Annotated in this window: 21 protein-coding genes and 2 pseudogenes; 14 read left to right on the plus strand and 9 right to left on the minus strand. The window is 72.0% G+C overall.

The features are described from left to right. Positions 1-100: 100 nt before the first annotated feature. From argJ to ACZ6WH_RS14310, 7 genes and pseudogenes are all read left to right on the plus strand, one after another. Positions 101-1,300, plus strand: coding sequence for a bifunctional glutamate N-acetyltransferase/amino-acid acetyltransferase ArgJ (gene argJ / locus ACZ6WH_RS14280; RefSeq protein WP_469728411.1), 1,200 nt, complete (start codon positions 101-103; stop codon positions 1,298-1,300). A 192-nt stretch (positions 1,301-1,492) separates the two neighbouring features. Then, positions 1,493-2,590 (plus strand): WD40/YVTN/BNR-like repeat-containing protein, encoded by a 1,098-nt coding sequence (locus ACZ6WH_RS14285; RefSeq protein WP_469728413.1) that lies wholly within the window; start codon positions 1,493-1,495, stop codon positions 2,588-2,590. Between the two features lie 453 nt (positions 2,591-3,043). Next, positions 3,044-3,721 (plus strand): uracil-DNA glycosylase, encoded by a 678-nt coding sequence (locus tag ACZ6WH_RS14290; RefSeq protein WP_469728415.1) that lies wholly within the window; start codon positions 3,044-3,046, stop codon positions 3,719-3,721. A 70-nt stretch (positions 3,722-3,791) separates the two neighbouring features. Next, a pseudogene (locus tag ACZ6WH_RS14295) lies at positions 3,792-3,899 on the plus strand (DUF2510 domain-containing protein); the annotation flags it as partial. A gap of 381 nt (positions 3,900-4,280) precedes the next feature. Then, complete coding sequence (locus ACZ6WH_RS14300) at positions 4,281-5,153, plus strand: LURP-one-related/scramblase family protein (RefSeq protein WP_469728952.1); 873 nt, start codon at positions 4,281-4,283, stop codon at positions 5,151-5,153. Between the two features lie 4 nt (positions 5,154-5,157). Then, positions 5,158-6,168, plus strand: a complete 1,011-nt coding sequence (locus tag ACZ6WH_RS14305) for an N-acetylglucosamine kinase (RefSeq protein ID WP_469728416.1) — start codon at positions 5,158-5,160, stop codon at positions 6,166-6,168. Positions 6,169-6,531: 363 nt separating this feature from the next. After that, positions 6,532-7,440: a sirohydrochlorin chelatase gene (locus ACZ6WH_RS14310; RefSeq protein ID WP_469728417.1), complete on the plus strand. Its 909-nt coding sequence runs from the start codon at positions 6,532-6,534 to the stop codon at positions 7,438-7,440. A gap of 182 nt (positions 7,441-7,622) precedes the next feature. Here the strand turns inward: ACZ6WH_RS14310 and ACZ6WH_RS14315 are convergent, their stop codons facing one another. The 9 genes and pseudogenes from ACZ6WH_RS14315 to ACZ6WH_RS14355 form a co-directional block, all read right to left on the minus strand. Beyond that, positions 7,623-8,414: a class I SAM-dependent methyltransferase gene (locus tag ACZ6WH_RS14315; protein ID WP_469728419.1), complete on the minus strand. Its 792-nt coding sequence runs from the start codon at positions 8,412-8,414 to the stop codon at positions 7,623-7,625. A gap of 332 nt (positions 8,415-8,746) precedes the next feature. Beyond that, complete coding sequence (locus tag ACZ6WH_RS14320) at positions 8,747-9,811, minus strand: lactonase family protein (protein ID WP_469728421.1); 1,065 nt, start codon at positions 9,809-9,811, stop codon at positions 8,747-8,749. 200 nt (positions 9,812-10,011) lie between these two features. Then, entirely contained in the window at positions 10,012-11,526 is a 1,515-nt protein-coding gene (locus ACZ6WH_RS14325; RefSeq protein WP_469728422.1) for an FUSC family protein, read from the minus strand. Between the two features lie 281 nt (positions 11,527-11,807). After that, on the minus strand, positions 11,808-12,008 hold the full coding sequence (locus tag ACZ6WH_RS14330) for a CstA-like transporter-associated (seleno)protein (protein ID WP_469728424.1): 201 nt from the start codon (positions 12,006-12,008) through the stop codon (positions 11,808-11,810). Continuing rightward, positions 12,005-14,074 carry a carbon starvation CstA family protein gene (locus tag ACZ6WH_RS14335; protein WP_469728425.1) on the minus strand — a complete coding sequence of 690 codons (2,070 nt, stop codon included), beginning with the start codon at positions 14,072-14,074 and terminating at the stop codon, positions 12,005-12,007. The genes ACZ6WH_RS14330 and ACZ6WH_RS14335 overlap by 4 nt, the downstream gene beginning before the upstream one ends. Positions 14,075-14,165: 91 nt before the next feature. After that, positions 14,166-15,527: pseudogene (gene sucB, locus ACZ6WH_RS14340) on the minus strand (2-oxoglutarate dehydrogenase, E2 component, dihydrolipoamide succinyltransferase); the annotation flags it as partial. Beyond that, the gene (aceE, locus tag ACZ6WH_RS14345; RefSeq protein ID WP_469728427.1) at positions 15,515-18,187 is read right to left on the minus strand and encodes a pyruvate dehydrogenase (acetyl-transferring), homodimeric type; all 2,673 of its coding nucleotides are present in this window, start codon (positions 18,185-18,187) and stop codon (positions 15,515-15,517) included. The pseudogene sucB and the gene aceE, both read right to left, overlap by 13 nt. A gap of 286 nt (positions 18,188-18,473) precedes the next feature. Next, positions 18,474-19,172, minus strand: a complete 699-nt coding sequence (locus tag ACZ6WH_RS14350) for a DsbA family oxidoreductase (RefSeq protein ID WP_469728429.1) — start codon at positions 19,170-19,172, stop codon at positions 18,474-18,476. Next, the gene (locus ACZ6WH_RS14355) at positions 19,169-19,840 is read right to left on the minus strand and encodes a GntR family transcriptional regulator (protein WP_469728431.1); all 672 of its coding nucleotides are present in this window, start codon (positions 19,838-19,840) and stop codon (positions 19,169-19,171) included. The genes ACZ6WH_RS14350 and ACZ6WH_RS14355 overlap by 4 nt, the downstream gene beginning before the upstream one ends. 262 nt (positions 19,841-20,102) lie before the next feature. On the opposite strand from ACZ6WH_RS14355, the gene ACZ6WH_RS14360 reads away from it, so the two are divergent. The 7 genes from ACZ6WH_RS14360 to ACZ6WH_RS14390 all read left to right on the plus strand — a co-directional run bounded on the left by ACZ6WH_RS14360 (position 20,103) and on the right by ACZ6WH_RS14390 (position 24,667). Continuing rightward, positions 20,103-21,257: a pyridoxal phosphate-dependent aminotransferase gene (locus tag ACZ6WH_RS14360; RefSeq protein ID WP_469728432.1), complete on the plus strand. Its 1,155-nt coding sequence runs from the start codon at positions 20,103-20,105 to the stop codon at positions 21,255-21,257. Then, positions 21,247-21,759: a DUF6190 family protein gene (locus ACZ6WH_RS14365; protein ID WP_469728434.1), complete on the plus strand. Its 513-nt coding sequence runs from the start codon at positions 21,247-21,249 to the stop codon at positions 21,757-21,759. The genes ACZ6WH_RS14360 and ACZ6WH_RS14365 overlap by 11 nt, the downstream gene beginning before the upstream one ends. Then, complete coding sequence (locus ACZ6WH_RS14370) at positions 21,746-22,582, plus strand: dihydrodipicolinate synthase family protein (RefSeq protein ID WP_469728436.1); 837 nt, start codon at positions 21,746-21,748, stop codon at positions 22,580-22,582. The genes ACZ6WH_RS14365 and ACZ6WH_RS14370 overlap by 14 nt, the downstream gene beginning before the upstream one ends. A 72-nt stretch (positions 22,583-22,654) precedes the next feature. Beyond that, positions 22,655-23,488, plus strand: a complete 834-nt coding sequence (locus ACZ6WH_RS14375) for an iron-containing redox enzyme family protein (RefSeq protein ID WP_361564470.1) — start codon at positions 22,655-22,657, stop codon at positions 23,486-23,488. Continuing rightward, the gene (locus ACZ6WH_RS14380) at positions 23,489-23,767 is read left to right on the plus strand and encodes a Rieske (2Fe-2S) protein (RefSeq protein WP_432861472.1); all 279 of its coding nucleotides are present in this window, start codon (positions 23,489-23,491) and stop codon (positions 23,765-23,767) included. An 81-nt stretch (positions 23,768-23,848) separates the two neighbouring features. After that, a complete protein-coding gene (lipB, locus tag ACZ6WH_RS14385) occupies positions 23,849-24,499 on the plus strand; it encodes a lipoyl(octanoyl) transferase LipB (protein WP_469728438.1) in 651 nt (216 codons plus the stop codon). Positions 24,500-24,586: 87 nt separating this feature from the next. Then, positions 24,587-24,667 carry a putative leader peptide gene (locus tag ACZ6WH_RS14390; protein ID WP_399704753.1) on the plus strand — a complete coding sequence of 27 codons (81 nt, stop codon included), beginning with the start codon at positions 24,587-24,589 and terminating at the stop codon, positions 24,665-24,667. Positions 24,668-24,782 lie beyond the last annotated feature (115 nt).

A 24,782-nucleotide genomic window follows, 5' to 3' on the forward strand; every position in this document is an offset into this window, starting at 1 on the left:
ATACCCATTCAGCCCCGCCCACGCCGCCACCTCCGCAAATTCATTGCACCAGCATCAAATCCATTGCATCAGCATCCGCTCGTCCGCAACCATATTCCACATGACACATATTGATGCATCGACATATGGAGTTGCGGACGAGCTCGGCTGGCCGGCCGGCTTCCGTGCCTACACCGGCAACGGAGGCCTGCGGGCGCACGGGGACGACCTCTCGATCGTGGCGTCGGACCGGCCTTCCGTCAGCGCCGCGATGTTCACCCGCAGCCGCTTCGCGGGCCCCGCGGTGGTGCTCAGCCGGGCGCACGCCGCCGGCGGGCACCTGCGCGCCGTCACCACTCTGGCGCAGAACGCCAACGTGGCCACCGGCCGGCAGGGCGAGGAGAACGCGGCCGAGGTGGTCGGCCGGGTCGCCGCGATCCTGGGCGTCCCGGCCGACGCCGTCCTCATCGGGTCCACCGGCGTGATCGGACGACCGCTCCCGATGGCCGCCCTCCGCGCGCACCTGGAGGCGACGGCGGAGCGCGGCACGGCGGCCTTCGAAGCGGGCCCCGTCGACGTGGCACGGGCGATGATGACCACCGACACACGCCCGAAGACCAGCGCCAGGACCGTCGGCGGAGCCCGCATCGTCGGCGTCGCCAAGGGCGTCGGCATGCTGGAGCCGAACATGGCGACGATGCTGGCGTACCTCTTCACCGACGCGGACCTCTCCCCCGCCGAGCTGGACGGCGCGCTCCGGGACGCGGTCGAGAAGACCTTCAACTGCCTGAGCGTGGACACCGACACGTCCACCTCCGACACGGTGGCCGTGCTGGCCAACGGGGCGGCCGGCCCGGTCGACCTCGCGGCCTTCTCGGCAGCGCTCACCGAAGTCTGCCTGGACCTCACCCGGCAGCTGGCGAGCGACGGGGAGGGCGCGAGCAAGCTGCTGCGCGTCACGGTGGCACGGGCCGCCGACTACGCGCAGGCCAAGCGGGTCGCCAAGAGCGTGGTGAACTCTCCGCTGGTCAAGACCGCCGTACACGGCGCCGATCCGAACTGGGGCCGGGTCGTGATGGCCATCGGCAAGAACACCGAGGACACGGACATCGAGCCGGCGAAGGTGACCGTACGGTTCGGGGAGACCGAGGTGTACCCGGAGGAGCCGGGGCCGGACACGCTGGAGCGGCTGGCGGAGACGATGCGGCGGGACGAGGTCGACATCACGATCGGGCTCGGCACCGGAGACGCCACGGCCACGGTCTACGGCTGCGACCTCACGGAGGGCTACATCCGCGTCAACGCCGACTACACGACCTGACAGACGCCCGCGCCGGCGGCCGGCCGGTGCCGGGGCATGGCGACATGGGCCGGCACCGGCCGCCGGCCCGTGTCCCGGCGCGGGCCGTAACACCCCGTCCGACCTGCGTGGATACCGCTCCGAGCGCCGTTGTCAGTGGTCGGGTGCAGACTGACTCGTACCTGGAACAACGGCGTTCGGAGGTGCAGTGACATGACCATGGGCACGCAGGATGTCCTTCTCGCGGTGGGGACCCGGAAGGGCCTGTTCATCGGCCGGCGAAGGCGGGGCACGTGGGAGCTGAGCGAGCCCCATTTCCCCGCCCAGGCGGTCTATTCGATCGGTATCGACACCCGCCGCGCGACGCCCCGGCTGCTGGCCGGCGCGGACAGCGCGCACTGGGGCCCCTCGGTGTTCCACTCCGACGACCTCGGCAAGAGCTGGGTCGAGCCGAAGCGCGCAGCGGTGAAGTACCCGGAGTACACCGGAAGCTCGCTGGAGCGGGTGTGGCAGCTCCAGCCCGCGGGCCCCGCCGCGCCCGACGTGGTCTACGCCGGTACGGAGCCGGGCGCGCTCTTCAAGTCCGAGGACGGCGGCGAGTCGTTCGAGCTGGTGCGGCCGCTGTGGGAACACCCCTCGCACGACCAGTGGGTCCCCGGTGGCGGCGGCCTCGCCGTGCACACGGTGATCACCGATCCGCGCACCGCCGACGCGGTGACGGTGGCGGTGTCGACGGCCGGAGTCTTCCGCACCCGCGACGGCGGCGCGAGCTGGTCCCCGTCGAACAGCGGCGTGAAGGCGGTCTTCCTGCCCGACCCGGACCCCGAGTTCGGCCAGTGCGTCCACAAGATCGCGCAGGACTCGGCCGACCGCGACCGCCTCTACCTGCAGAACCACTGGGGTGTGTACCGCAGCGACGACGCGGGCGGGACGTGGACGGACATCGGGACCGGACTGCCGTCGGACTTCGGGTTCGCGGTCGCCGCCCACCCGCACCGCGGCGACGTGGCGTACGTCTTCCCGATCACCGCGGACATGGACCGGGTGCCGGCCGACCACCGCTGCCGGGTGTTCCGCACGTCCGACGCGGGCAACAGCTGGGAGCCGCTGACCGCGGGACTGCCCCAGGAGGACCACTACGGCACGGTGCTGCGCGACGCCCTGTCCGTGGACGACGCGGACCCGGCGGGCGTGTACTTCGGCAACCGCAACGGCGAGGTGTACGCCAGCGCGGACGACGGCGACACCTGGCAACAACTCGCCGCCCATCTACCGGACGTCCTCTGCGTACGGGCGGCCGCGTTGGCTTAGAGAGGGGCGAGGTGGCTTGGAGGAGGCACTGTGGCCTGGAGGGGAGCGCGGTGGCTTGGAGGGGGCTAGCCGGGGATGCGGTGAAGCGCGCAAGCGGTGAAGCGGTATCGCAGGGGTCGTGGCCTGGACGGAGACGTACGCGGAGTTGCGCACGAGCACTGACGCAGACGGATACGTCTGCGGGACGGCGCACGGACGATGGTCCGGGCGGGGCCGCGCTCGGAGCCACGACGGGCTTGGGCATGGACGGGGGCGGGGTGACGCATGGGCGGTGGCGCGGGAGCCGGGACGGGGAAGCTGTCGCGCCGGGGCGATGGAGCGGTAGTACGGGGGGACGGTGAGCCGGTCGGGTGTGACCGGGGATGGCGTGATCCGAGCGAGGCGGCTACGGAAGTGACCGGGGAAGGGGGCGCGGGTTGATAGGGACCACCGCACGGCCAGTAGGGTGACGCCGTGGCTGCACGACCTCTCCATGAAATCGTCGAACCGGGCTGGGCCAAGGCACTTGAGCCCGTCGCCGGACGGATCGCCGCGATGGGCGACTTCCTGCGGGCGGAGATCGCCTCGGGACGTACGTATCTCCCGGCCGGCAGCAACGTGCTGCGCGCCTTCCAACAGCCCTTCGACGACGTGCGGGTGCTCATCGTCGGGCAGGACCCCTACCCCACCCCCGGACACGCCGTCGGGCTGAGCTTCTCGGTGGCACCGGAGGTGCGGCCGCTGCCGGGCAGCCTGGAGAACATCTTCCGCGAGATGCACTCCGACCTCGGGCTGCCGCGGCCGGCCAACGGGGACCTGACGCCGTGGACGCGGCAGGGCGTGCTGCTGCTGAACCGTGCCCTGACGACCGCGCCCCGTAAGCCCGCCGCCCATCGCGGCAAGGGCTGGGAAGAGGTCACGGAGCAGGCGATCCGCGCGCTGGCCGCGCGCGGGCGTCCGATGGTGGCCGTCCTGTGGGGACGGGACGCGCGCAATCTGCGCCCGCTCCTCGGACAGGTGCCGTCGGTCGAGTCGGCGCACCCCTCGCCCATGTCGGCGGGCCGGGGGTTCTTCGGCTCGCGGCCGTTCAGCCGGGTCAATGACCTGCTGACCCGGCAGGGGGCCGAACCGGTCGCCTGGCAGCTGCCCTGATCCGGAGGCCGTCGCCGCCCTGACCTGGTGGCCTGGCGGCTGCCCTGACCTGGAGGGATAGTGTGCCCGCATGACCACGAACACGAACGTCCCGGCGGGCTGGTACGCCGACCCGCAGGGCACGCCTGACCAACTGCGCTGGTGGGACGGCACCCGGTGGACCGAACACACCCACCCGGGCGGCCAGGGCCGGCAACAGGCCGGCCAGGACCAGGCACAGCAGCAGGGACAGGCACCGGGACCGGCGCAGGGACCGGCGCAGGGGCAGGCGCCCGGCCAGGGGGGACAGCCGGGGCCGCCTGGACAGCCGCAGGCCAACCAGGGGGGCCACGGCGAGTACGGCCAGGGCCAGGACCAGGGCCAGGCTCACGGTCAGGTTCCGGGGCCGCAGGCCGGGGGCCGACCGGGGGATCAGCCCGGTGGCGGCCAGCCGGGGGCTCAGCCGGGTGGGGCCTACCCCGGAGGGCAGCCCGGGGCTCAGCCCGGTGGCGGCCTGCCTGGAGGTCAGCCGGGGTTCCCGGCCGGGCCTCAGCCGGGTGGTCAGGCCGGGGCGCAGCCAATGCCGCAGGCGCAGCCGTACGGGCAGGGAGCGCCGCAGCAGCCGTACGGCCAGCCGCAGCCCCAGCCTTACGCCCAGCAGCACCAGCAGCCTCATCAACCCCAGCCTCATCGGCCGCATCCGCAGATGGGGCAGCAGCCGGGCGGGCAGCCGATGCCGCAGGGTTACGGCTACCCGCAGCAGGGGCCGGGCCCCGGCGCCGGTGATCCGGGGCAGGTGCAGCGCCAGGTGCAGCAGCAGGCCGGCGTCGCGCCGACCGGCCCGGGGGGCGGCGGTTCGCTGTTCACCGAGCCGGTCCTGGTCGTGAACCAGAAGGCCAAGCTGATCGAGATGACGAACGAGTACAGCGTCTTCGACCAGCACGGCAACACCATCGGCTCGGTCGTCCAGATCGGCCAGACCACGGCCAAGAAGGTGCTGCGCCTGGTCTCCAGCCTCGACCAGTACATGACCCACAAGCTGGAGATCCGCGACGCGTACGGCCGGCCGCAGCTGGTGATGACCCGGCCGGCGAAGTTCATCAAGTCCAAGGTGCTGGTGGAGCGCCCGGACGGACAGCCGGTCGGCGAGATCGTGCAGCAGAACGCCATCGGGAAGATCAACTTCGCCATGGTGGTCAACGGCCAGCAGATCGGCGCGATCAAGGCGGAGAACTGGCGGGCCTGGAACTTCGCCATCGTCGACCACGCCGACCAGGAGATCGCCCGGATCACCAAGACGTGGGAGGGCCTGGCGAAGACGATGTTCACCACGGCCGACAACTACGTCCTGCAGATCCACCAGCAGCTGCCCGACCCGCTGCTGAGCCTGGTGGTCGCGACGGCCCTGACCGTCGACACGGCCCTCAAGCAGGACGCCCGCGGCTTTGGGTGAGCCCATGGCGGACCTGGCGCTCGGCGTCGACTCCGGCGGCTCGGGCCTGCGCATCGCGGTCGCCCGCGCGTACGGGGACGGCTCCCCGGCCGACGGCGCCCCGGCGCGACGGCTCGGCGAGGTCGACTTCCAGGAGCCCGTCCGTACGGGGCCCGGCGGTATCGACGCCGACGACCTCCTCGCCCGGCTGCTCCCGGCGGCCGCCTCGTTGGTACGCGCGGCGGGCGCCGAGAGCCGCTGTGTGGCGGTGTGCGTGGGGGCGGCCGGCATGGTCGCGCTCGGCGACGACCTGCGCGCGACGCTGCCGTCCGCGCTGTCCCGCGCGCTCGGCACACACCGGCTGGCGCTCGCGTCCGACGCCGTCACCGCGTACGCGGGTGCCCTCGGCCGGCGCCCCGGTGCCGTGGTCGCGGCCGGTACGGGCATGATCGCGATGGGCACCGACCTCACCGCCGCGACCGGCTGGCGCCGCGCCGACGGCTGGGGCCACCTGCTGGGCGACTGTGGCAGCGGCGCGTGGATCGGCCGGGCCGGGCTGGAGGCGGCGATGCGTGCGTACGACGGCCGGCCCGGCGGTTCGGCGGCGCTACTGGCCCGTGCGGAGGCGGTGTTCGGGCCGGTCACCGGCCTGCCCGGCAAGCTCTACCCGCGCTCCGACCGGCCCGCCGTACTGGCGTCCTTCGCCCCGGAGGTGGCGCGCTGCGCCGCCGAGGACAAGTTCGCCGCCGCGATCCTGGACGAGGCCGCCCACCACATCGCCGACGCCGCGGCCGCGGTCTGCCCACCGGACACCACGCGCGGCGAGCGGGAAGTCGCCTGTACCGGCGGCCTGTTCAAGGTGGGCGAGCCGCTCCTGGAACCGCTGCGGGCGGCACTCGCGGTGCGGCTCCCCGGCGTACGCCTGGTCCCGGCGGCCGGCGACCCGCTGGACGGCGCGCTGCTCATCGCGTCGGCGCTGGCCCGCGACGAGCTGCGGCTGCCCACCGACGCCCGCCTCCTCCACGTCACGGACTGACGACCGGAGACCGGGCGATTCGCAGTCGCACACGCAAGCACGCTTCTTCCGCCCTCCCCGCGCCGCGACTCCTCGCCCTCACCCCCACCGCCTCACTCGCCCCTTCCATCCCGCCGCCCCCTTTGACGCCTTCACCCCTTTCATCACCCCCCCCTTCACTCCATACCCTCAGCCCTCTCCGACCCCTAAGCGGAATCCGCAGCGCCGCTCTCCACGGGATCGCCCGAACGAGAAGTCAGCGCAGATCACACGGCGTGTCGTGTGATGTTCACACGGAGACGCGCGGGACGAATCGGTACACAAACCACCCGACTGTGCCCTCCCTCGGCACCGGGTGCCGAAGAGGCGTTAGCATGCGGCGCCATGAGTTCCCCCACTGGGCCCGCACCCGGCCTGCCTGTACGAATGCCGCGTCCGCGCCAGTCCGGACGCCACCGCCGACCGGAGCCGGTCGCCGCGCCCGAGGGCGCGCCCGCGCTCGTCCTGGCCGTTCCCGGCGCCCCCACCGCCGCGTCGCGCAGCCTGGCGGAGGAGGTGTCCAGCATCGCCCGCTCCGAGCTGCCCGGCCTCGACGCGCGCATCGGGTACGTCGACGGCGGCGATGAGGAGTTCCCGTCGCTGGAGGCCGTGCTCTCGCACGCCGCCGCCGAGCGCAGGGCCCGCATCGAGGCCGGTGCGCAGGACCTCAAGGACGCCCCGGCCGCCGTGGTCGTGCCGCTGCTCGCGGGGCCCGACAACGCCCTGCTCCGCCGTATACGCCAGGCGATCATGAACAGTGGCTCCGCCGCCGAGCTCACCGATGTGCTCGGCCCGCACCCGCTGCTCGCCGAAGCGCTGCACGTGCGACTGTCCGAGGCCGGCCTGGCGCGTGCCGACCGAGCCCGCCTCTTCACGGTTGCAACGGCCGCGGACGGCATCATCCTCGCCACCGTCGGCGGCGAGGAGGCCGTGCAGGCCGCCGGCATCACCGGCATGCTGCTCTCCGCGCGCCTCGCGGTGCCGGTGCTGGCCGCCGCGCTGGACGAGGACGGCGCGATCTCGCGTACGGCCGAGCAGCTGCGGAACTCCGGTTCGCAGCAGCTGGCGCTGGCGCCGTACCTCATCGGCCCGGAGATCGCCGACGGCCTGCTGGGGGCGGCCGCGGCCGAGGCGGGCTGCGCCTCCGCCGAGGCGCTGGGTGCGTACATGGCGGTGGGCCGCCTGGTCCTCTCCAACTACGCCGCCTCGCTGGGCATCACGCTCCAGTCGGCGCAGGGAGCGCCGACCCGCTGACCCGTCGCCGGCCGCCCCACGCGGTCGGCGTCCCTCTCCAGTGGCTGAACCCTCCGACGGGCCGTCCCGCACCATGCGGTGGCGGCCCGTCGCCGTACCTGACCGACCCCTGCCCGGGACCCGGCCGGGACCTGCCGACCCCGGCACCGGCCCGGCACAGCCCGCGTCCCCAGCGCAGGCATTCAGCCGCTCGTGCGTCCCACCAGCACTCTGACCCGTACTTCCTCGGCGTACGGCCCCTCCGGCAGGGCCGCGCGCAGTCCGGCGGCGAAGTGCGAGCGCTCCTCGGGGCCGGGGAGCCGGTCCGCCGGTACGGCGGAGCAGATGCCACCGAGCAGCTCCTCGAACGTCAGCTCGGCGCGGTAACGGTGGTCGATCTCGCGCACCCCGTCGTAGCCCGCCCCGTGCAGCGCCCTGGCGTAGTCGGACCGTTCGTCGTCGGCCGTGCCGCAGGTGGCCTCCAGGGGCATGCCGAAGTACCGCTCCAGCTGTCCCCGGAGCGCGTCCGACCAGTGGGTCTCCTGCTGCCACAGCGGTACGCCGTTGGCGATGACGGCGACGCCGCCACCAGGGCGCAGCAGCGGGCGCAGCTCGCGGAAGAGCCGGTCGTGGTCCATCCAGTGCAGCGCCTGGCCGATGACGGTCATGGCCAGGGAGCCCCGGCCGAGCAGTGTGCCCAGCGCCGCGACGTCGGTGTCCGCGCCGAGCACCCAGGTGGCGTTCCGTACGCCCGCCTCGTCGGCGGCGCGGCGGGCCAGCCGCAGCATGTCCGGTTCGGGGTCCATGCCGAGGACCGCGCCGACCCGCGGGGCGAGCGGCACGGCCAGCGCTCCGGTGCCGCACCCCAGGTCGAGGGCGGTGTCGCCGGCGGTCAGGCCGAACGTCTCTTGCAGGGCGTCCAGGAGTTCCGGGCGGTAACCGCGCCGGAAGCGGGCGTAGTACTCCGCGACCTCACCACTGAATCCGACGGTCATGCGGCCAGCCTGCCCGGAATCGGGCCGCCGCGCCCGGCATTCGGACGATCTCACCACCGAACGTCCGCTATCGGCTGAACACACCCAGCGGGCTGAACCCGAGCGGCGCGTGTCGGCCGGTACGGCGCGTTTCCGTACGTCGGGAACGCGCCGCACGGGCCGAAATGACGCTGACCGAACCTACGCTGATCGAAGCCACGCCGATCGGACCCACGCGGGCCGAACCGCTCGGGCCGACACCGAACCCTCCGCCCGAACGGACCGGCCAATCGGTATCGGTCAGCCCGGACGGACCGGTCGGACCGGGCTTACCGGTCGGACCGGCCAAAGGTTCAGCGCGCGAAGACCACGCAAGAAGCCGACGGGACCGGGAGCGAGCCACCGCGTTCGGGGATGCCGGTGTCCGCGTCGACGGCGAACCAGGTGACGTCCCCGGAGCGCTCGTTGGCGGCGTAGAGGTACCGGCCTTCCGGGTGCAGCGCCAGGTCACGAGGCCAGTCGCCGCCGCACGGCACGGTCGTCACCAGTCGCGGCGCCGCCCCGTCCCCCTCCAGTGCCAGTACGGCGATGCTGTCGTCGCCGCGGTTGGCGGCCCAGCCGAACCGTCCGTCCGCCGAGACCACGAACTCCGACGGCAGGGTCGGCGTCACAGCGCCCTCGGGCAGTACGGGCGTCTCCCCCAGCGGCGTCAGCAGCCCCTGCACCGCGTCCCAGCGGCAGGTGGTCACCGTGGGGTCCAGCTCGTTGATGACGTACGCGAGGTGGCCGCGCGGGTGGAAGCGGAGGTGCCGGGGGCCGCTGCCGGCGCGCATCGCGATCTCGCGCCGCATCACCAGTTCCCCGCTCCCCGGGTCGATGTCGCACACGCGGACCGAGTCGGTGCCGAGGTCGACGCTGAGCACCCAGCGCCCCGAGGGGTCGGCCACCACGGCGTGCGCGTGCGGGCCGGTCTGCCGGTCGGGGTGCGGGCCGCTGCCGTGGTGCTGGAGGACGCCGCCGGGGCCGGGTTCGGTGGGCGCGCCGTCCGCCCGCAGGGGCAGCGCACTGACGCTGCCGGAGCGGTAGTTGGCGGTGAGCAGGTGCCCGGCGTGCGGGGTGAGGTGGGTGGGGGCGGAGCCGTGGACGGGTGCCGGCGGCGCGAGCGGTGCGGGCCGCTCCCCCGCGAGCGAGAAGGCCGCCGCCGCGCCGTCGGGCGTCTCGCTCACCGCGTACAGCAGCCGGCCGTCGGCCGATACGGCGAGGTAGGAGGGGCTGGTCACCGCGTCCGTGCGGGCCAGCTCCTTGAGCGCGCCGCTCTCCGGGGCGAACTCGGCGGTGACGACGCCGGCGCCGCCTGCCGTCGACCCGATGTACGCCCGCCACCCGGAAACGTTTCGGCCGGCACCGTTCACCCTCATACCCCGCTTCTCGTTCGTACGCCCCGTATCGGTCGGTCACCGACGCTAACAGCCGGGCGAGGCCCCCGCCGGAGATCACCTGCGCGGAGCCGCCCGGCCCCGAAAAAGCGTTTCCCGGCCGCCCATCAGGGCTCGGGCACCCATCGGGCCCAGGTCCCGATCAGGCTCAGGTCCCGATCAAGCTCAGGTCCCGATCAGGCTCAGGCGCCGATCAGCGACCGGCGGGCAGGCGCTCGCAGGGGGTCGGCGAGTTCGGCGAGGGCGTGCTCCAGGCCGTGCAGGTGGGCGAGGGCCGGTTCCGTCGCGTGGAGCTGCGGCGCGGCGGCCACCGCGTACCGCTCCGCGCGGGCGGCCGGGCCCGGCGCGGTGAGCGCTTCCACCGCGGCCTCCACTCGCCGGCAGGCGGCGGTGAGGCGGTCGTCGTGGGAGGCCTCCGGGTCGGCGGCGACGGCGGCCAGCCCGCGGACCTCGCGGGCGCAGTCGTCGAGCAGGACGAGCACCCGGCGGGCCCGTCCCTTGCGGGCCCGCACCGGGCTCAGCGGGTGGACCAGCGGGGCGAGGGAGGCCCGTACCTTGCCGAGCAGCAGCTCCAGTTCGACGACGCGGGCCGCGGGATCGGCGGTGCCGGAGCCGGCGAGGCGCGCTGCGGCCTCGGCGGTGCAGGCGTGCACACAGCGCAGGGCGCGCTGGATCCAGGCGTCGGTCGTGGCGTGCGTGGTGACGGGCAGGACGAGCAGGACCGCCAGTACGGCGCCGAGCGCCCCGACCCCCGTCTCCGCGACCCGCAGGACGAGCAGGCCCGGGTCCAGCACCCCGAGGAGCCCGTACAGCAGCCCGGCCATCACCGTGACGGCGAGCATCATCCAGGTGTACGACACGGCCGCCGTGTAGAAGATGCCGAAGACGCAGACCGCGACGAGCGCGGCGGTGGCCACCGGCTCGCCGTGCAGCGGCACCGCGACACCCAGTCCGATGCCGATCCCGATCACCGTGCCGAGCATCCGCCGGAAGCTCCGGACCAGCGTCTCGCCGCTCGACGCCGTGTTCACGAAGACCCACCACGTCGCCCCGACCGCCCAGTACCAGCGCTCCTGCGACAGCACCTGCCCCGCGGCGAGCGCGAAGGCACCGCCGGCCATGGCCTGCAGCGCCTGCCGCGTGGTCGGCCGGGCGAGCCCGGTGCCGGCGGTCAGGGGCGGGACCGCGGCGGGCGCCGGCAGCCGGCGCTCGTAGCACCACAGTCCGAAGCGCACGGTCGCGGCGGCCATCAGGGACAGCAGCATCGCGCCGTACAGCTCGGGCAACTGGCCGGGGACCGTGTGCAGGAACTGGGTGGCGAAGAACATCATGAACGCGAACACGCCGAGGGAGTGCCCGCGCGGTCCCCACCGGCGGGCGTACACCCCTGCGCCGACCACGGCGAGGAAGGCCGCGTCCCTGGCCACCGGGTGGTCGTGCAGCACGGCGGCGAGGGCGAGTACGGGGAAGCCGACCGCCGGCAGCAGCGCGGTCGTGACCGCCTGCCCGCGGACCGTCGGGTCCAGGACCGTGAAGAGCGCCAGCAGGGCCGCGAGGCCCCCGGTGATCGCCGCGGCCAGTGAGTGACCGGTCAGCCCGCACAGGGCCACCGCCGATCCGATGCCGAGCACCGCCCGCAACGCGCTGCGCAACCGCAGCCGCCCCGGATCCGGAGCCACGAACATCCTCTTGAGCACAGATCCCCGCCCCTTCTGCGTTCCGCTGACGCGTCCGTGCGCGTCACGTCGTGCCGCGTCGGTGTCACGTCGTGTCACGCCATGAAAAAGGCGCCGCGGAATCCGCAGCGCCATCGACATGACCATCAGAACATCCGGGACCACACTGGCTCAACAGACCATGAAATCGCTGTGCCATTGGACCAGTGGCACGGGTTCGGGCAGGTCCGGGGGCGTGCCATTGGACCACCGGCCCCGGGCCCGGGAAGTTCCGGGCCCGGGGCCGGGCTGTCGTCGGCGGCTCAGCAGCAGTGGTGGCCGGTCAGCGGATCCTCGTCACGGCGGTCGGTGCGGTACCGCTCGAAGGCCGCCCGGGAGAGGACGGGGGCCGGGGGATCCTGCGCGCGGGCGTGGGCGACGTACCGGCCGTACGCGTGCTCGCCGGTGAACTCGCGCACGTACCAGCGGACCCGGCGCAGCGCGCGCCGCAGCGGCACGCTCACGCGGCGAGCTTGGACTGGACGTACGCCGCCTCCCGGAGGTCCGGCGCTCCCCCACCCCGGACGGTGCGCACACAGACGCGCGCGCAGGCGACGACCACCACGAGGGTGAGGAGGGCGAAGGCGATGGTGAGCACGCCCGTCACGGTGGAGTTGTGGACGATCGTCGCCATGTCGGCGGCGGACTTCGCGGGCGCGCGGACCGCACCGGCCTCCAGCGCCTGCTGGTACTGCGCCCGTTGCGCGAAGAAGCTCACCTTCGGGTCGGCGGAGAACACCTTCTGCCAGCTCGCCGTCATGGTCACGGCGAGGTCCCACACGAGCGGAACGCCGGTGACCCAGGCCCACTTGAGGCGCCCCGACTTGATGAGCAGCGTCGTGCCGACGGCCAGGGCAACGGCGGCGAGCAGCTGGTTGGCGATGCCGAAGAGCGGGAAGAGCTGGTTGATACCGCCGAGCGGGTCGGTGACGCCCACCCACAGGAAGTAGCCCCAGGCGAGCACGACCGCCGCGGAGGTGAGCCAGATGCCCGGCCGCCAGCTCTGGTCGCGGAACCGCGGCAGGACGTTGCCGAGGGTGTCCTGGAGCATGAAGCGGCCGACGCGGGTCGCCGCGTCCACGGCGGTGAGGATGAACAGCGCCTCGAACATGATCGCGAAGTGGTACCAGAACGCCATCATCCCGTCGCTGCCGAACGCCTTGGCGAGGATGAGGGCCATGCCCATTGCGAGGGTGGGCGCGCCGCCCGTGCGCGAGACCAGGGACTCCTCACCGACCGAGCGCGCCGCGGCGGCCAGGTCGTCCGGGCCGATCGAGAAGCCGAGCGAGGAAACGGCCGCGGACGCGGAGTGGAGCGTGTCGCCGAGCAGTCCGGCGGGCGCGTTCATCGCGTAGTACAGGCCGGGGTCGATCACGCACGCCGCGATCAGCGCCATCAGCGCGACGAAGGACTCCATGAGCATCGCGCCGTAGCCGATGGGCGCGACATGCGATTCCTTCTCGATCATCTTCGGCGTGGTACCGGAGGAGATCAGGGCGTGGAAGCCGGAGAGCGCGCCGCAGGCGATGGTGATGAAGGCGAACGGGAAGAGCCCGCCGGCGAAGACCGGGCCGTCACCGGCCCGCGCGAACGCGGTGACCGGTGCCACCGCGAGGTCCGGCAGCGAGATCAGCACCCCGGCCGCGAGCAGCACGATGACGCCGACCTTCATGAAGGTGGAGAGGTAGTCGCGGGGCGCGAGCAGCATCCACACGGGCAGCACGGACGCGATGAAGCCGTACGCCATCAGGCACAGCGCCAGCGTCTGCGGGGACAGGACCAGCGCGTCGCCGATCGGGGACTCGGCGACCCAGCGGCCGCCCGCGATGGCCGCGAGCAGCAGGGCGAGCCCGATGAGGCTGACCTCGGTGACCCGGCCGGGGCGCAGATACCGCAGGTACACGCCCATGAGGAGGGCGATGGGGATGGTCATGCCGATGGAGAAGGTGCCCCAGGCGGAGTGGGCGAGGGAGTTGACCACGATGAGGGCGAGCACGCCCAGGATGATGATCATGATCGCGAAGACGGCGAGCAGCGCCGCGGCCCCGCCGACCGCGCCGATCTCCTCGCGTGCCATCTGTCCCAGGCTCTTGCCGTCCCGGCGCATGGAGAAGAACAGCGTCACCATGTCCTGGACGGCACCGGCGAAGATCACGCCGATGATGATCCAGACGGTGCCCGGCAGATAGCCCATCTGGGCCGCCAGCACGGGGCCGACGAGCGGACCGGCGCCGGCGATGGCGGCGAAGTGGTGACCGAACAGCACGCGCCGGTCGGTGGGGTGGAAGTCCACCCCGTCGTTGAGCCGCTCGGCCGGCGTGGCCCGCCGGTCGTCGACCCGCAGCACCTTGCGTGCGAGGAAGCGGGCGTAGAAGCGCTGGGCGATCAGGTACGAGCCGACGCCCGCGGCGATCACCCAGACCGCCGAGATCCGCTCACCGCGGGAGAGCGCCAGCACGGACCAGCCGGCCGCGCCGACCGCCGCGATCAGCGTCCAGACGGCGATCCGGACGTAACGGGAACTCCACACTGGGGTTGCGCCTTTCCTGGGGTACGAGGACGAACGGGCGGCCGCGCCGGGGACCGGGGCGCGGCCGCCATATGAAGGGCGTTTCCGCCGGTCAGCCGCCCAACTCCGCCTCGAACTCGGCTGTTTCGAGAATCTGCTTGACCGTGGTCAGGTAGCGGGCGGCGTCCGCGCCGTCCACCAGACGGTGGTCGTAGGAGAGCGACAGGTACGTCATGTTGCGGACCGCGATGGTCTCGCCCAGCTCCGGGTGGTCCACGACCACCGGACGCTTGACGGTGGCGCCGATGCCCAGGATGGCGACCTGGTTCGGCGGCACGATGACGGTGTCGAACAGCGCACCGCGCGAGCCGGTGTTGCTGATCGTGAAGGACGCGCCCGACAGGTCGTCCGGGCTGATCCTGCTCTCGCGGACCTTGCCGGCCAGCTCGGCGGTCTTTTTCGCGATGCCCGCGATGTTCAGGTCGCCGGCGCCCTTGATGACCGGGGTCATCAGGCCCTTCTCGTTGTCCACCGCGATCCCGACGTTCTCGGAGTCGAAGTAGGAGATGGTGCCCTCGTCCTCGTTGATCCGGGCGTTGATGACCGGGTGGGCCTTCAGCGCCTGGACGGCGGCCTTGACGAAGAACGGCATCGGGGACAGCTTGACGCCCTCACGGGCGGCGAAGGCGTCCTTGGCCTTGTTCCGCATCCGCATGATCTTGGTGATGTCCACCTCGACCACGGAGGTCAGCTGCGCCTGGCCGTGCAGGGCCTTCATCATGTTGTCGCCGATGACCTTGCGCATCCGCGGCATCTTGACCGTCCGGCCACGCAGCGCATGCCCCTCCGGGGAGGGGGCCGACGGCACGGCCGAGGGGGCAGTACCGCCGACCACCGGCGCCTTCTCCTCGGCCGCGGCGAGGACGTCCTGTTTACGGATGCGGCCACCGACGCCGGTGCCCTGCACCGTGGTCAGGTCCACACCGCTCTCCCGCGCCAGCTTGCGGACGAGTGGCGTCACGTACGCACCGTCGGCCTCACCAGCAGGCTGCGCGGCGCCAGCCGCTCCAGTGGAGCCGGTGCTTGCACCGGGGGCCGGAGCGGGGGCTGCCGGAGCCGGGGCTGCCTGCACCTCGGCTGCCGGAGCGGGGGCCGGAGCCGGCTCCGCAGCGGGTGCCGGAGCCGGGGCGGGTGCCGGAGCCGGGGCGGACGGCTGCTCCCCCTGCTCCCCGATCACGGCTAGCCTCGCGCCCACTTCCGCGGTCGCGTCCTCGCCCACCACGATCTCCAGCAGGGTGCCGGCGGCGGGGGCGGGGATCTCGGTGTCGACCTTGTCGGTGGAGACCTCCAGCAGCGGCTCGTCGGCCTCGACCGACTCGCCGACCTCCTTCAGCCACCGGGTGACGGTGCCCTCGGTGACCGACTCGCCCAGCGCGGGCAGCACGACGTCCGTGCTCACGGTCAGCCCTCCAGCCCGTAGCGCGCGGTGGCCTGGCGTACGACCTCCGGCTTGACGTCACCGCGGCGGGCCAGCGTGGCCAGCACCTTCACGGCGATGGACTGGGCGTCCACCCCGAAGTACCGGCGGACGTTCTCCCGGCTGTCGGAGAGGCCGAAGCCGTCCGTGCCGATGGAGACCCACTCCTGCTCGACCCAGGGAGCGATCTGGTCGGGCACGGCACGCATCCAGTCGCTGACCGCGACCACGGGGCCGGGCGCGCCGTCCAGCGCGCGGGTCACGTACGGAATCCGGTCGTCGCCGCGCAGCCGTGCGGCATCGCACTCCAGCGCGTCCCGGCGCAGCTCCGTCCAGGACGGCGCCGACCACACGTCGGCGGCCACGCCCCAGTCCTCGGCGAGCAGTTTCTGGGCTTCGAGGACCCAGTGGATGGCCGTGCCGGAGGCGAGCAGCTGGAGCTTCGGTGCGTCGGAAGGAGTATCCGCCGCTTCCTGGTACCGGTAGAGACCGCGCAGGATCCCCTGCTCGTCCAGGCCCTCGGGCATGGGCGGCTGGACCTTGGTCTCGTTGTAGACCGTGAGGTAGTAGAAGACGTTCTCGCCGCCGGGATGCTCGGCCGTCTCGCCGTACATGCGGCGCAGTCCGTCCTTGACGATCACCGCGACCTCGAAGGCGAACGCGGGGTCGTAGGAGACGGCGGCCGGATTGGTGGAGGCGATGAGGTGGGAGTGGCCGTCGGCGTGCTGCAGGCCCTCACCGGTCATCGTCGTACGGCCGGCGGTCGCGCCGATGACGAAACCGCGCCCGAGCTGGTCGCCCAGGGCCCAGAACTGGTCGGCGGTCCGCTGCCATCCGAACATCGAGTAGAAGATGTAGAACGGGATCATCGGCTCGCCGTGCGTCGCGTACGAGGTCGCGGCGGCGGTCAGCGAGGCGAGCGAACCGGCTTCGGTGATGCCCTCGTTGAGGATCTGACCGTTCTTGGCTTCCTTGTAGTACAGGAGCTGATCGCGGTCGACCGGGTCGTAGGTCTGGCCGAGCGGCGAGTAGATCCCGGCGGACGGGAAGAGGGACTCCATGCCGAAGGTGCGGGCCTCGTCGGGGACGACGGGGACCCAGCGCCTGCCGGTCTCCTTGTCCCGCATCAGCTCCTTCACCAGGCGGACGAACGCCATCGTCGTGGCGATCTCCTGGGTGCCCGAGCCCTTCTTCAGCGCGTCGAACGGCTTGTCGGCGGGCATCGGGAGCGGTTTCGCGGTGACCTTGCGGGCCGGCGCCGGTCCGCCGAGCGCGGCGCGCCGTTCCTTCAGGTAGGCGACCTCGGGCGAGTCGGCGCCCGGGTGCACGTACGGCACCAGCTCGTCGTTCAACTTACTGTCAGAGATGGGGAGTTCGAGCAGATCGCGCATGGCGCGGAACTCCTTGCCCGACAGCTTCTTCATCTGGTGGTTGGCGTTGCGCGATTCGAAGCCGGGGCCGAGCGTCCAGCCCTTGACGGTCTGCGCCAGGATGACGGTCGGCGCGCCCTTGTGCTCGAGTGCGGCCTTGTACGCCGCGTAGACCTTGCGCGGCTCGTGGCCGGCGCGCGAGGTGCCGACGATCTCCTCCAGCCGGGCGTCGGTGAGCTGCTGCCCCAGGCGGGCCAGCTCCGGCCGGTCGCCGAGGAAGTGCTCGCGGATGTACGCGCCGTCGCGGGCCGCGAAGGTCTGGAACTGACCGTCGGGGATGCTGCCGAGATGGCGTACGAGGGCGCCGTCCACGTCCTGTCCGAGCAGCTCGTCCCAGGCCTGGCCCCACAGCGATTTGACGACGTTCCAGCCGGCGGCGCGGAACTGCCGCTCCAGCTCCTGCACGATCTTGAAGTTGCCGCGGACGGGGCCGTCCAGGCGCTGCAGGTTGCAGTTGATGACGAAGGTCAGGTTGTCCAGGCCCTCACGGCCGGCCAGCGCCAGTGCGGCGGTCGACTCGGGCTCGTCCATCTCGCCGTCGCCCAGGAACGCCCAGACGTGGGAGTTCGAGGTGTCCTTGATCCCCCGGTGCTCCAGGTAGCGGTTGAAGCGCGCCTGGTAGATCGCCGAGAGCGGGCCCAGCCCCATCGACACCGTGGGGAACTCCCACAGCCAGGGCAGTCGCCGCGGGTGCGGGTAGGAGGGCAGGCCCTCGCCGCCGGCTTCCTGCCGGAAGCGGTCCAACTGCTCCTCGGTCAGGCGGCCTTCGAGGAACGCGCGGGCGTAGACGCCGGGTGACGCGTGCCCCTGGACGTACAGCTGGTCACCGCTGCCGTCCGCTTCTTTGCCGCGGAAGAAGTGCTGGTAGCCGACCTCGTAGAGCCAGGCCGCCGACGCGAAGGTGGCCATGTGGCCGCCGAGGCCGCCGCGCTGGTTGCCGCGGGTGACCATCGCCGCCGCGTTCCAGCGGTTCCAGGCGGTGATCCGCGCCTCCATCGCCTCGTCGCCCGGGAACTCCGGCTCGGCGGCGGTCGGAATGGTGTTGATGTACGGCGTCTCCAGGAGCGGGGGGAGGCCGATCCCGGTGCGTTCGGCGTGCTCCGCGACGCGGCGCAGCAGGTGGGCGGCCCGGTGCGGCCCACCGGCGCGGGCGGCGCCGTCCAGCGATTCGCGCCATTCGGCGACCTCGGACGGATCGCTGTCGGGCAGTTGGTCGAGCTGGGACACGGTGATCCCCTTTCACGTTCCTGGGTGAGGAACCGGAGGTGCCGCGCGCTTCTGCGGCACCTCCGGTGGTCGGGCGGACGACCGGCGATGCGGGTGGACCGGTCGAAGCGGCCTCAACTGATGTCACCTTGCGGCGACTTCCGGACTGCGGAACCATGATTCCGCTCAACAAAAAGTAGAGACTCACGAACCCCAGGGTCAACCATTACCGAGCAGTAATGATTGATGATCGATCATTTTTACCTGAGTGGGGCCTCCTCCCCCGGCCGCGCCCCGGGGCCGGGGGTCAGCCCGCTGCGCGCTTGAGCAACTCCTCGTACGCGCTCGGGTCATCGCTGGTGACCTGCGGAAACCCGGTGCCGTACGCGCCGTGCCAGCGTGCGGTGACCCCCGGGTTGGGGTGGTCGGAGCCGTCCGGCAGGTAGAGGTGCGGGCTGCACTTCACCTCGTGCTCCTTGGCGCAGCGGAAGTCCTCGGTCACCGTCCGCCGAGCCCTCCCGTCGTCCAGACCTGCGGCGATGGCCTCGGCGTCGACGCCCTCGGTCTCCTCGGCGACCGCGACGACCACGGCCCGCGCGCCGATCGATCGGCTCTCCGCCCAGAACGCCCGGCGCAGCGCCAGGTCCAGGCGCTCGGACGCCTCCAGGCCCTGCTCCTTGGCGACCTGGACGGCTTCCAGGGCCGGCATCGAGGACGAGGGGAACTTCCAGTCGGGGGCGCGCCAGAGCTGCCAGCCGGCGTCCGGCTCGATGTGCGCGATGCCGCCGACCTCGGAGTCTGTGCCGGGGCGCGGGCTGGGCCCGTTGTTGAACAACTCCAGCGGGAAGGCCCGGTGGTTGAAGCGCACGCGGTCCTCCAGGCCGAGGCGCCGGCGCGTGGCGTGCAGGCGGTGGATCCCCACGTGCGCGAACGAACACCAGATGTCGGAGAAGACGGTGACAACACCGGGTTCGGTCTGCGTGCGGGGGTGGGGCGTGCCGGTCATGGGGCTCCGATCGGTTTGTTGGCGTAATCCAGGACGTGCAGCTGCACCAGGCGCCCGGCGTAGGGGTCCTGCCGGCGGAAGGCCTGCACGATGGCCTCGTGATCGGCCGCGTTCTCGTGCAGTCCGGTGCGCAGCCACTTCAGGGACAGTCGCGTCCACAGCTCGATGGCCAGCGACTCCCAGTTGCGGAACAGTACGTGGTTCCCGGCGGCCCGGACGATCTCCCGGTGGAACTCGACGCCGTGCGTGATCTGGGCGTCGGTGTCGCCCTCCCGGGCCGCTTGATGCATCCGTTCCAGGTGCGGTTCCAGCGTCGACACATCGCCGGCGAGCCGCGGTACCGCCAGCTCGGCGGCCAGCCGTTCCAGGGCGGCGCGTACGGGATAGACCTCGCTGAGCTGGTCGGGCGTCAACTCCCGCACCCGCACGCCCTTTCCGGGCGTGGACTCGATCAACTGCATCGCCTGCAGGTCGCGCAGCGCTTCACGGACCGGCGCCTGGCTGACGCCGAGTTCGTGTGCCACCCGCCGCTCGATGATGCGGTCCCCCGGTTCCCACCGCCCGTCGAGGAGCTGCTGCAGCAGATGGCGCCGCACCTGTTCACTGAGGGGCACACGGGCCACCGGGACGACGCTGTGCGGTGGTTCGGGGGTGCTGGTACCGACCATGGACGAATCTCCGGGGGCTCTTGAGCGTTGATCGATCATCGATTAACGTACGGCATCAGGTGGTCACACCGCATCAGTTCTGTTTGCTTCCCAGGGAAGCCGATGCGTCTCACGCCGGGTGCGGGCCCGGCAGCGCCACACGACGCGCGCTCTCCGCGTCGTTCGGCCACCTTTTCCCGATATTTCCCTTCGCCTGCGGGCCGGCCCGATCGATCGATCAGATACGCCCTGTCCGCACGCGCTGCTTCCTTCAAGGAGCCCTGTGCCCGAGCAGCTTCTCGACCTCACCCAGCACGAGATCCAGGCACTCAAGACCCGGTTCAACCTCGCCGACGCCCACACCCACCAGCAGCAGTCGCCCGGCCAGCGGGAGATCGTCGCCGCGCTCCCGGCCCTGTGGTACGAGGCGGAGGAGACCAAGCAGGCCGATCTGGAGGACCGCTTCAAGGAGGTCTTCTTCCGGCTGCACGGCCAGAACAGCGTGCGCGCCGACACGACGATGCTGTCGTACGCGGCATCCATCTCCACCCTCGTCGCGGGCATGTACCTGCGCCGGCACGACATCAGCGTCAGCCTCGTCGAGCCGTGCTTCGACAACCTTCCCGACGTGCTCCGCAACGTCGGTGTCCAGCCGGTGCCCGTCCCCGAGGACGCGCTGCACGACGCCGACCGGATCTACGAGCGGCTGGCCGAGGCCGTCACCACCGACGCGCTCTTCCTCGTCGACCCCAACAACCCGACCGGCTTCTCGCTGCTCTCGCACGGCCGCAAGGGCTTCGAAGAGGTCATCCGCTACTGCGTCGACCACGACAAACTCTTCGTCGTCGACCTGTGCTTCGCCTCGTTCGCCCTCGCCGACCCGCGCTTCGGCCGCTTCGACCTCTACGAGCTGCTGGACTCCTCCGGTGTGCGGTACATCGCGCTGGAGGACACCGGCAAGACCTGGCCGCTCCAGGACGCCAAGTGCGCGCTGCTCACCTGCAGCCGCGATCTGTACGAGGACGTCTACAACATCCACACCAGCGTGCTGCTGGACGTCTCCCCCTTCGTCCTCAACTTCCTCGCCCGCTACGTCGAGGACTCCATCGAGGACGGCATGGCCTCGGTCCGCGATGTGATCACCCGCAACCGGGAGACCGCCCTCAAGACCCTCGAAGGCAGCCTCCTGGAACACATCGAGCCGGCCGTCAACGTCAGCGTCGCCTGGTTCCGCATCCGCGACGAGCACGTCAAGGCCACCGAACTCCAGGAACACCTGGCGGCGTACGAGGTGTACGTCCTCCCCGGCACCTACTTCTTCTGGAACGAGCCGGAGCGCGGCGAGCGGTACGTCCGCCTCGCGCTGGCCCGCGACCCGCAGGAGTTCAAGGCGTCGGTGGCCCGGCTGCGCGAAGGGGTGGACTCCTATGGCGGGTGACCTCTACGTCGACGCCTCCCTGTTCATGGGGATGCACAGCACCGACCCGGCGGTGCGGACCTCCTGCGCGGCCTTCTTCGCGGCACACCTGGAGCGGCCGCTGGTGATGACGTACGAAGAAGTGGGCCGCTGCGACGACGTCGTGTGGGGGTACCCGCGCGCCGCGCAGGACGCGTACTACCCGTTCATGGACCTGCTGCACTCGGTGATGCCGGTCCGCCGCCGCGCCTACACCGCCGACGACTGGCTGGCGTTCGACCAATTACCCTCCCCCGCTGCCGCGTTGTCGCTGCGGGAGCGGATGCTGCTGGCCTCGGTCTCGGCCACCTGCGGGGAGCTGGTCACGGTCAACCCGCGGCTGCTCTCCCTGACATCGCTCGGCCTGCCGGTGCGCCGGCCCGACCCGGCCGACGGTCCGGTGCGCTTCGCCGACGGGACGGGCACCCTCGACAAGCTCTACGACATCTCCCTGGAACTGGTGGTGGACCATGCCGCAGTCTGAACCGCAGCCCGACCGTTCGGCGCGGGTCGACCGGCTCAAGAAGCTGCGCGGGACCGTCGTCCCGCTGGTGACCCCGGTCAACGAGCGCCGGCAGGTGTGCGAGGAGAGCACCGTCCGGCTGATCGAGTCCCTGCGGGACGGTGTCACCGGCTTCATGCCGGCGCTCAGCACCGGCGAGGGCTGGCGCCTGTCGCTCAAGCAGTGGATCGACATCGTGCACCTCACCGTGGCACACGCGGCCGGCGCCCCGGTGCTGGCGGGCGTGGAGATCGGCCGTACCGCCGGGATCCTCGCCCGCGCCGGGCTCGCCGCGGAGCTGGGGGCCGACGCGATCGTCGTGCCGCCGCCCTTCCCCGCCGCCGACGTGCCGCCCGTGTCCCTGCTGGAGCACTTCCGGGTCATCGTCGAGAAGAGCCCGCTGCCGGTCTTCGTCTACCACGAGAACGCCATCTCCAAGGCGCCGCTGGACGTGGACGCGCTGCGCGAGGTGTGCGCGCTGCCGGGCGTCGTGGGCGTGAAGGAGTCCAGCGGCTCGGCGGAGTTCACCCGCGAGCTGCTGGCCAAGGGCACGGACGTACCGGTCTTCCAGGGCTGGGAACACCTGATCGCCGACGCCCCCGGCGTGCACGGGTTCGTCGGGCCGCTGGCCAACCTCGAACCGGCCGCGTGCAACGCCGCGCTGGACGGCTTCTCGCGGGAGGCCCAGGCCCGGGTCGACGTGCTCTCCAAGGAGTACGAGCTGCTGGCGGACGACTGGTACCTGCACGTGAAGACCGAACTGGTCCGGCGCGGTGTCATCGGCACCGCGCTCGCGGCCGGCTGACCGGAGCCGACCGGCGCGGCCGGGCCGGCTTCGACGGCCGGCCCGGCGGCGCCACCACCACAGGAGTCACGAGTGACCACGACCACGACACGTACGGCCGGCAGCCGGCTGTTCGAGCTGAACCGCACCATTCACACCCCCGACGAGCTGCGCGAACTCCATGAGCTGGAGCAGCGGCTGATCGTCGCCCGCGCCGACGAGATCGAGGCGACGGCACCGGACATGCCCGACCGGGCCACCCTGAGCCGGCACATGAAAGAACTGCTGGCCGCCGAGGAGGCCGACCCGCCGCCCTTCGAGCGGGTACTGGCCGAGGACCTGACCCGGGAGCAGTTCAAGGAGGTCGTCGCCCAGTTCGCCGTGGACGGGCTGACCGAGTCCGAGTCCTTCCTGCCCATCGTGTGGCGGCTGCCGAAGAAGGCCAAGATGGCCATCTTCCGGGTGCTGGTGGACGAGTTCGGCTGCGGCAACCTGGACCAGGCGCACTTCAACATCTACCGCGAGCTGATGCTCGAACTCGGCATGTCGGTGGAGGTCGACGACTACCTCGACACCACGAACGAGGAGACGTTCGCCTTCGTCAACGCCTTCTTCTGGGCCGCCGCGCGCGCCCCGCACCCCGAGTACTTCCTCGGCACGCTGTGCTACCTGGAGTGCAGCATCCTGTACGCCTTCAAGCCGTTCGCCGCTGCGGCCGAGCGGCTGGGGCTCACCGGCGCCCGGTACTACACCGAGCACCTGCACATCGACCACTTCCACGCCAAGGAGCTCCAGGTCGCGATCCGCGAGCTGGACGCCGAGGCGGAGCTGCACCCGGTGAAGGTGTGGACCGGCTTCAAGCTCGCCAGCGAGGTCATCGGCGGCGCCACCGAGGCGGCAGTCGCCTCCGCAGTGAAGGTGGCCTGAATGCCCGGCCCGACACCCCGGACCTCGGTCGAGCAGATCTCCGAGGACCGCCTGCGCGTGACGGTCGGCGACCGCGCATTCGAGGTGGGCGCGTTCTGCCCGCACCGCCGCGGCCTCCTCGCCCACGGCTATGTGAACGCCGCCCGCCTGCGGATCACCTGCCCGCTGCACCACTCCAGCTACTCCCTGGAGACGGGCGAGGCGATCACCGGCCCGACCTCCGACGCCCTGTGCGTCCGGGAGCTCTCCGCGGCGGAGCCCGCGGCCGCCGAAGGCTGACGCCCCCGGTGAGGCGGACCGCTCGGTCGCGGTCCGCCTCACCGGTCCCACCCCCGTTTCCCCTGACAGGAGCCCTCCCACATGTCGTACGAGCAGCGGCTGGACCGCGTCGACCTGGGAGAGGTCCCGTACGCCGAGGCCATGGAAGCCATGCGGGGCTGGGTCGAGGAGCGGCGGGCCGGCCGCGCCCGTGACCGGCTCTTCCTGCTGACCCACCCCCCTGTCATCACCTACGGCTCCCGGACCCCGGCGGCGGAGCTGCCGCGCGCCGACTCCCCGGTCCCACTGGTCGAGGTCGACCGGGGCGGGCAGGCGACGTACCACGGCCCCGGCCAGCTGATCGGCTACCTGGTCCTGAACCTGCGCGAGCGCGGCCCCGGCGACATCGTCCGCTGGCTGGAGAACGGGCTGATCAGCGCCCTGGACTCGCTGGGCTTCGAGACGGTGCGCCGTGACACACCGCCCGGCGCCCAGAGCCTGGTCGGTGTGTGGACGCCGGACCACGACAAGCTGGTGTCCATCGGGATGCGCATCCGCGGCGGCGTGACGAGCCATGGCTTCGCCCTCAACATCGCTTCCGACCTGGACGAGTTCACCCGGTTCACGGCGTGCGGGCTGCCCGAGGTGGCGATGACCTCGCTCGCGGAGATGGCCGCGGCGCGGGGCCGGACGGCACCGGGTGAGGACGCGGTACGGGACGCGGTGGCCCGGGCGCTCGGCGCCCCGCAGTGACCCGCGGCCCGCACGGGCGTCTCACCTGCTGAAACACTTGTCTCAACGGCTTGAACCGGGCGGGGTGCCCGACGCAGAATGCCAGGCATGACTGCTGCTGCCGACCTCCTCGTGGGACGCCTCCACGTCGATCTGTGTCGCCAGTCCAGCGCCAACTGTCGCGTCTGACGCGCTTTCCGGCCGCGGACCCCTGGCTCACCGGGGCCGCGCTGCCGCGCTTCTTCCCCTTTTCCCGCACCGGGCGGCGCGCTGTCGCCGCTCCCCCGCGGCGCCTCGTCATGCC

Source organism: Streptomyces sp. NPDC050806 (genome assembly GCF_055586425.1).

Excerpts from the sequence above, each read along its gene's own strand:
- argJ (WP_469728411.1), top strand. The coding sequence starts at position 101 with ATGACACATATTGATGCATCGACATATGGAGTTGCGGACGAGCTCGGC.
- ACZ6WH_RS14285 (WP_469728413.1), top strand. The coding sequence starts at position 1,493 with ATGACCATGGGCACGCAGGATGTCCTTCTCGCGGTGGGGACCCGGAAG.
- ACZ6WH_RS14300 (WP_469728952.1), top strand. The coding sequence starts at position 4,281 with ATGCCGCAGGCGCAGCCGTACGGGCAGGGAGCGCCGCAGCAGCCGTAC.
- ACZ6WH_RS14305 (WP_469728416.1), top strand. The coding sequence starts at position 5,158 with ATGGCGGACCTGGCGCTCGGCGTCGACTCCGGCGGCTCGGGCCTGCGC.
- ACZ6WH_RS14310 (WP_469728417.1), top strand. The coding sequence starts at position 6,532 with ATGAGTTCCCCCACTGGGCCCGCACCCGGCCTGCCTGTACGAATGCCG.
- ACZ6WH_RS14315 (WP_469728419.1), bottom strand. The coding sequence starts at position 8,414 with ATGACCGTCGGATTCAGTGGTGAGGTCGCGGAGTACTACGCCCGCTTC.
- ACZ6WH_RS14320 (WP_469728421.1), bottom strand. The coding sequence starts at position 9,811 with ATGAGGGTGAACGGTGCCGGCCGAAACGTTTCCGGGTGGCGGGCGTAC.
- ACZ6WH_RS14350 (WP_469728429.1), bottom strand. The coding sequence starts at position 19,172 with ATGACCGGCACGCCCCACCCCCGCACGCAGACCGAACCCGGTGTTGTC.
- ACZ6WH_RS14355 (WP_469728431.1), bottom strand. The coding sequence starts at position 19,840 with ATGGTCGGTACCAGCACCCCCGAACCACCGCACAGCGTCGTCCCGGTG.
- ACZ6WH_RS14365 (WP_469728434.1), top strand. The coding sequence starts at position 21,247 with ATGGCGGGTGACCTCTACGTCGACGCCTCCCTGTTCATGGGGATGCAC.
- ACZ6WH_RS14370 (WP_469728436.1), top strand. The coding sequence starts at position 21,746 with ATGCCGCAGTCTGAACCGCAGCCCGACCGTTCGGCGCGGGTCGACCGG.
- ACZ6WH_RS14380 (WP_432861472.1), top strand. The coding sequence starts at position 23,489 with ATGCCCGGCCCGACACCCCGGACCTCGGTCGAGCAGATCTCCGAGGAC.
- lipB (WP_469728438.1), top strand. The coding sequence starts at position 23,849 with ATGTCGTACGAGCAGCGGCTGGACCGCGTCGACCTGGGAGAGGTCCCG.
- ACZ6WH_RS14390 (WP_399704753.1), top strand. The coding sequence starts at position 24,587 with ATGACTGCTGCTGCCGACCTCCTCGTGGGACGCCTCCACGTCGATCTG.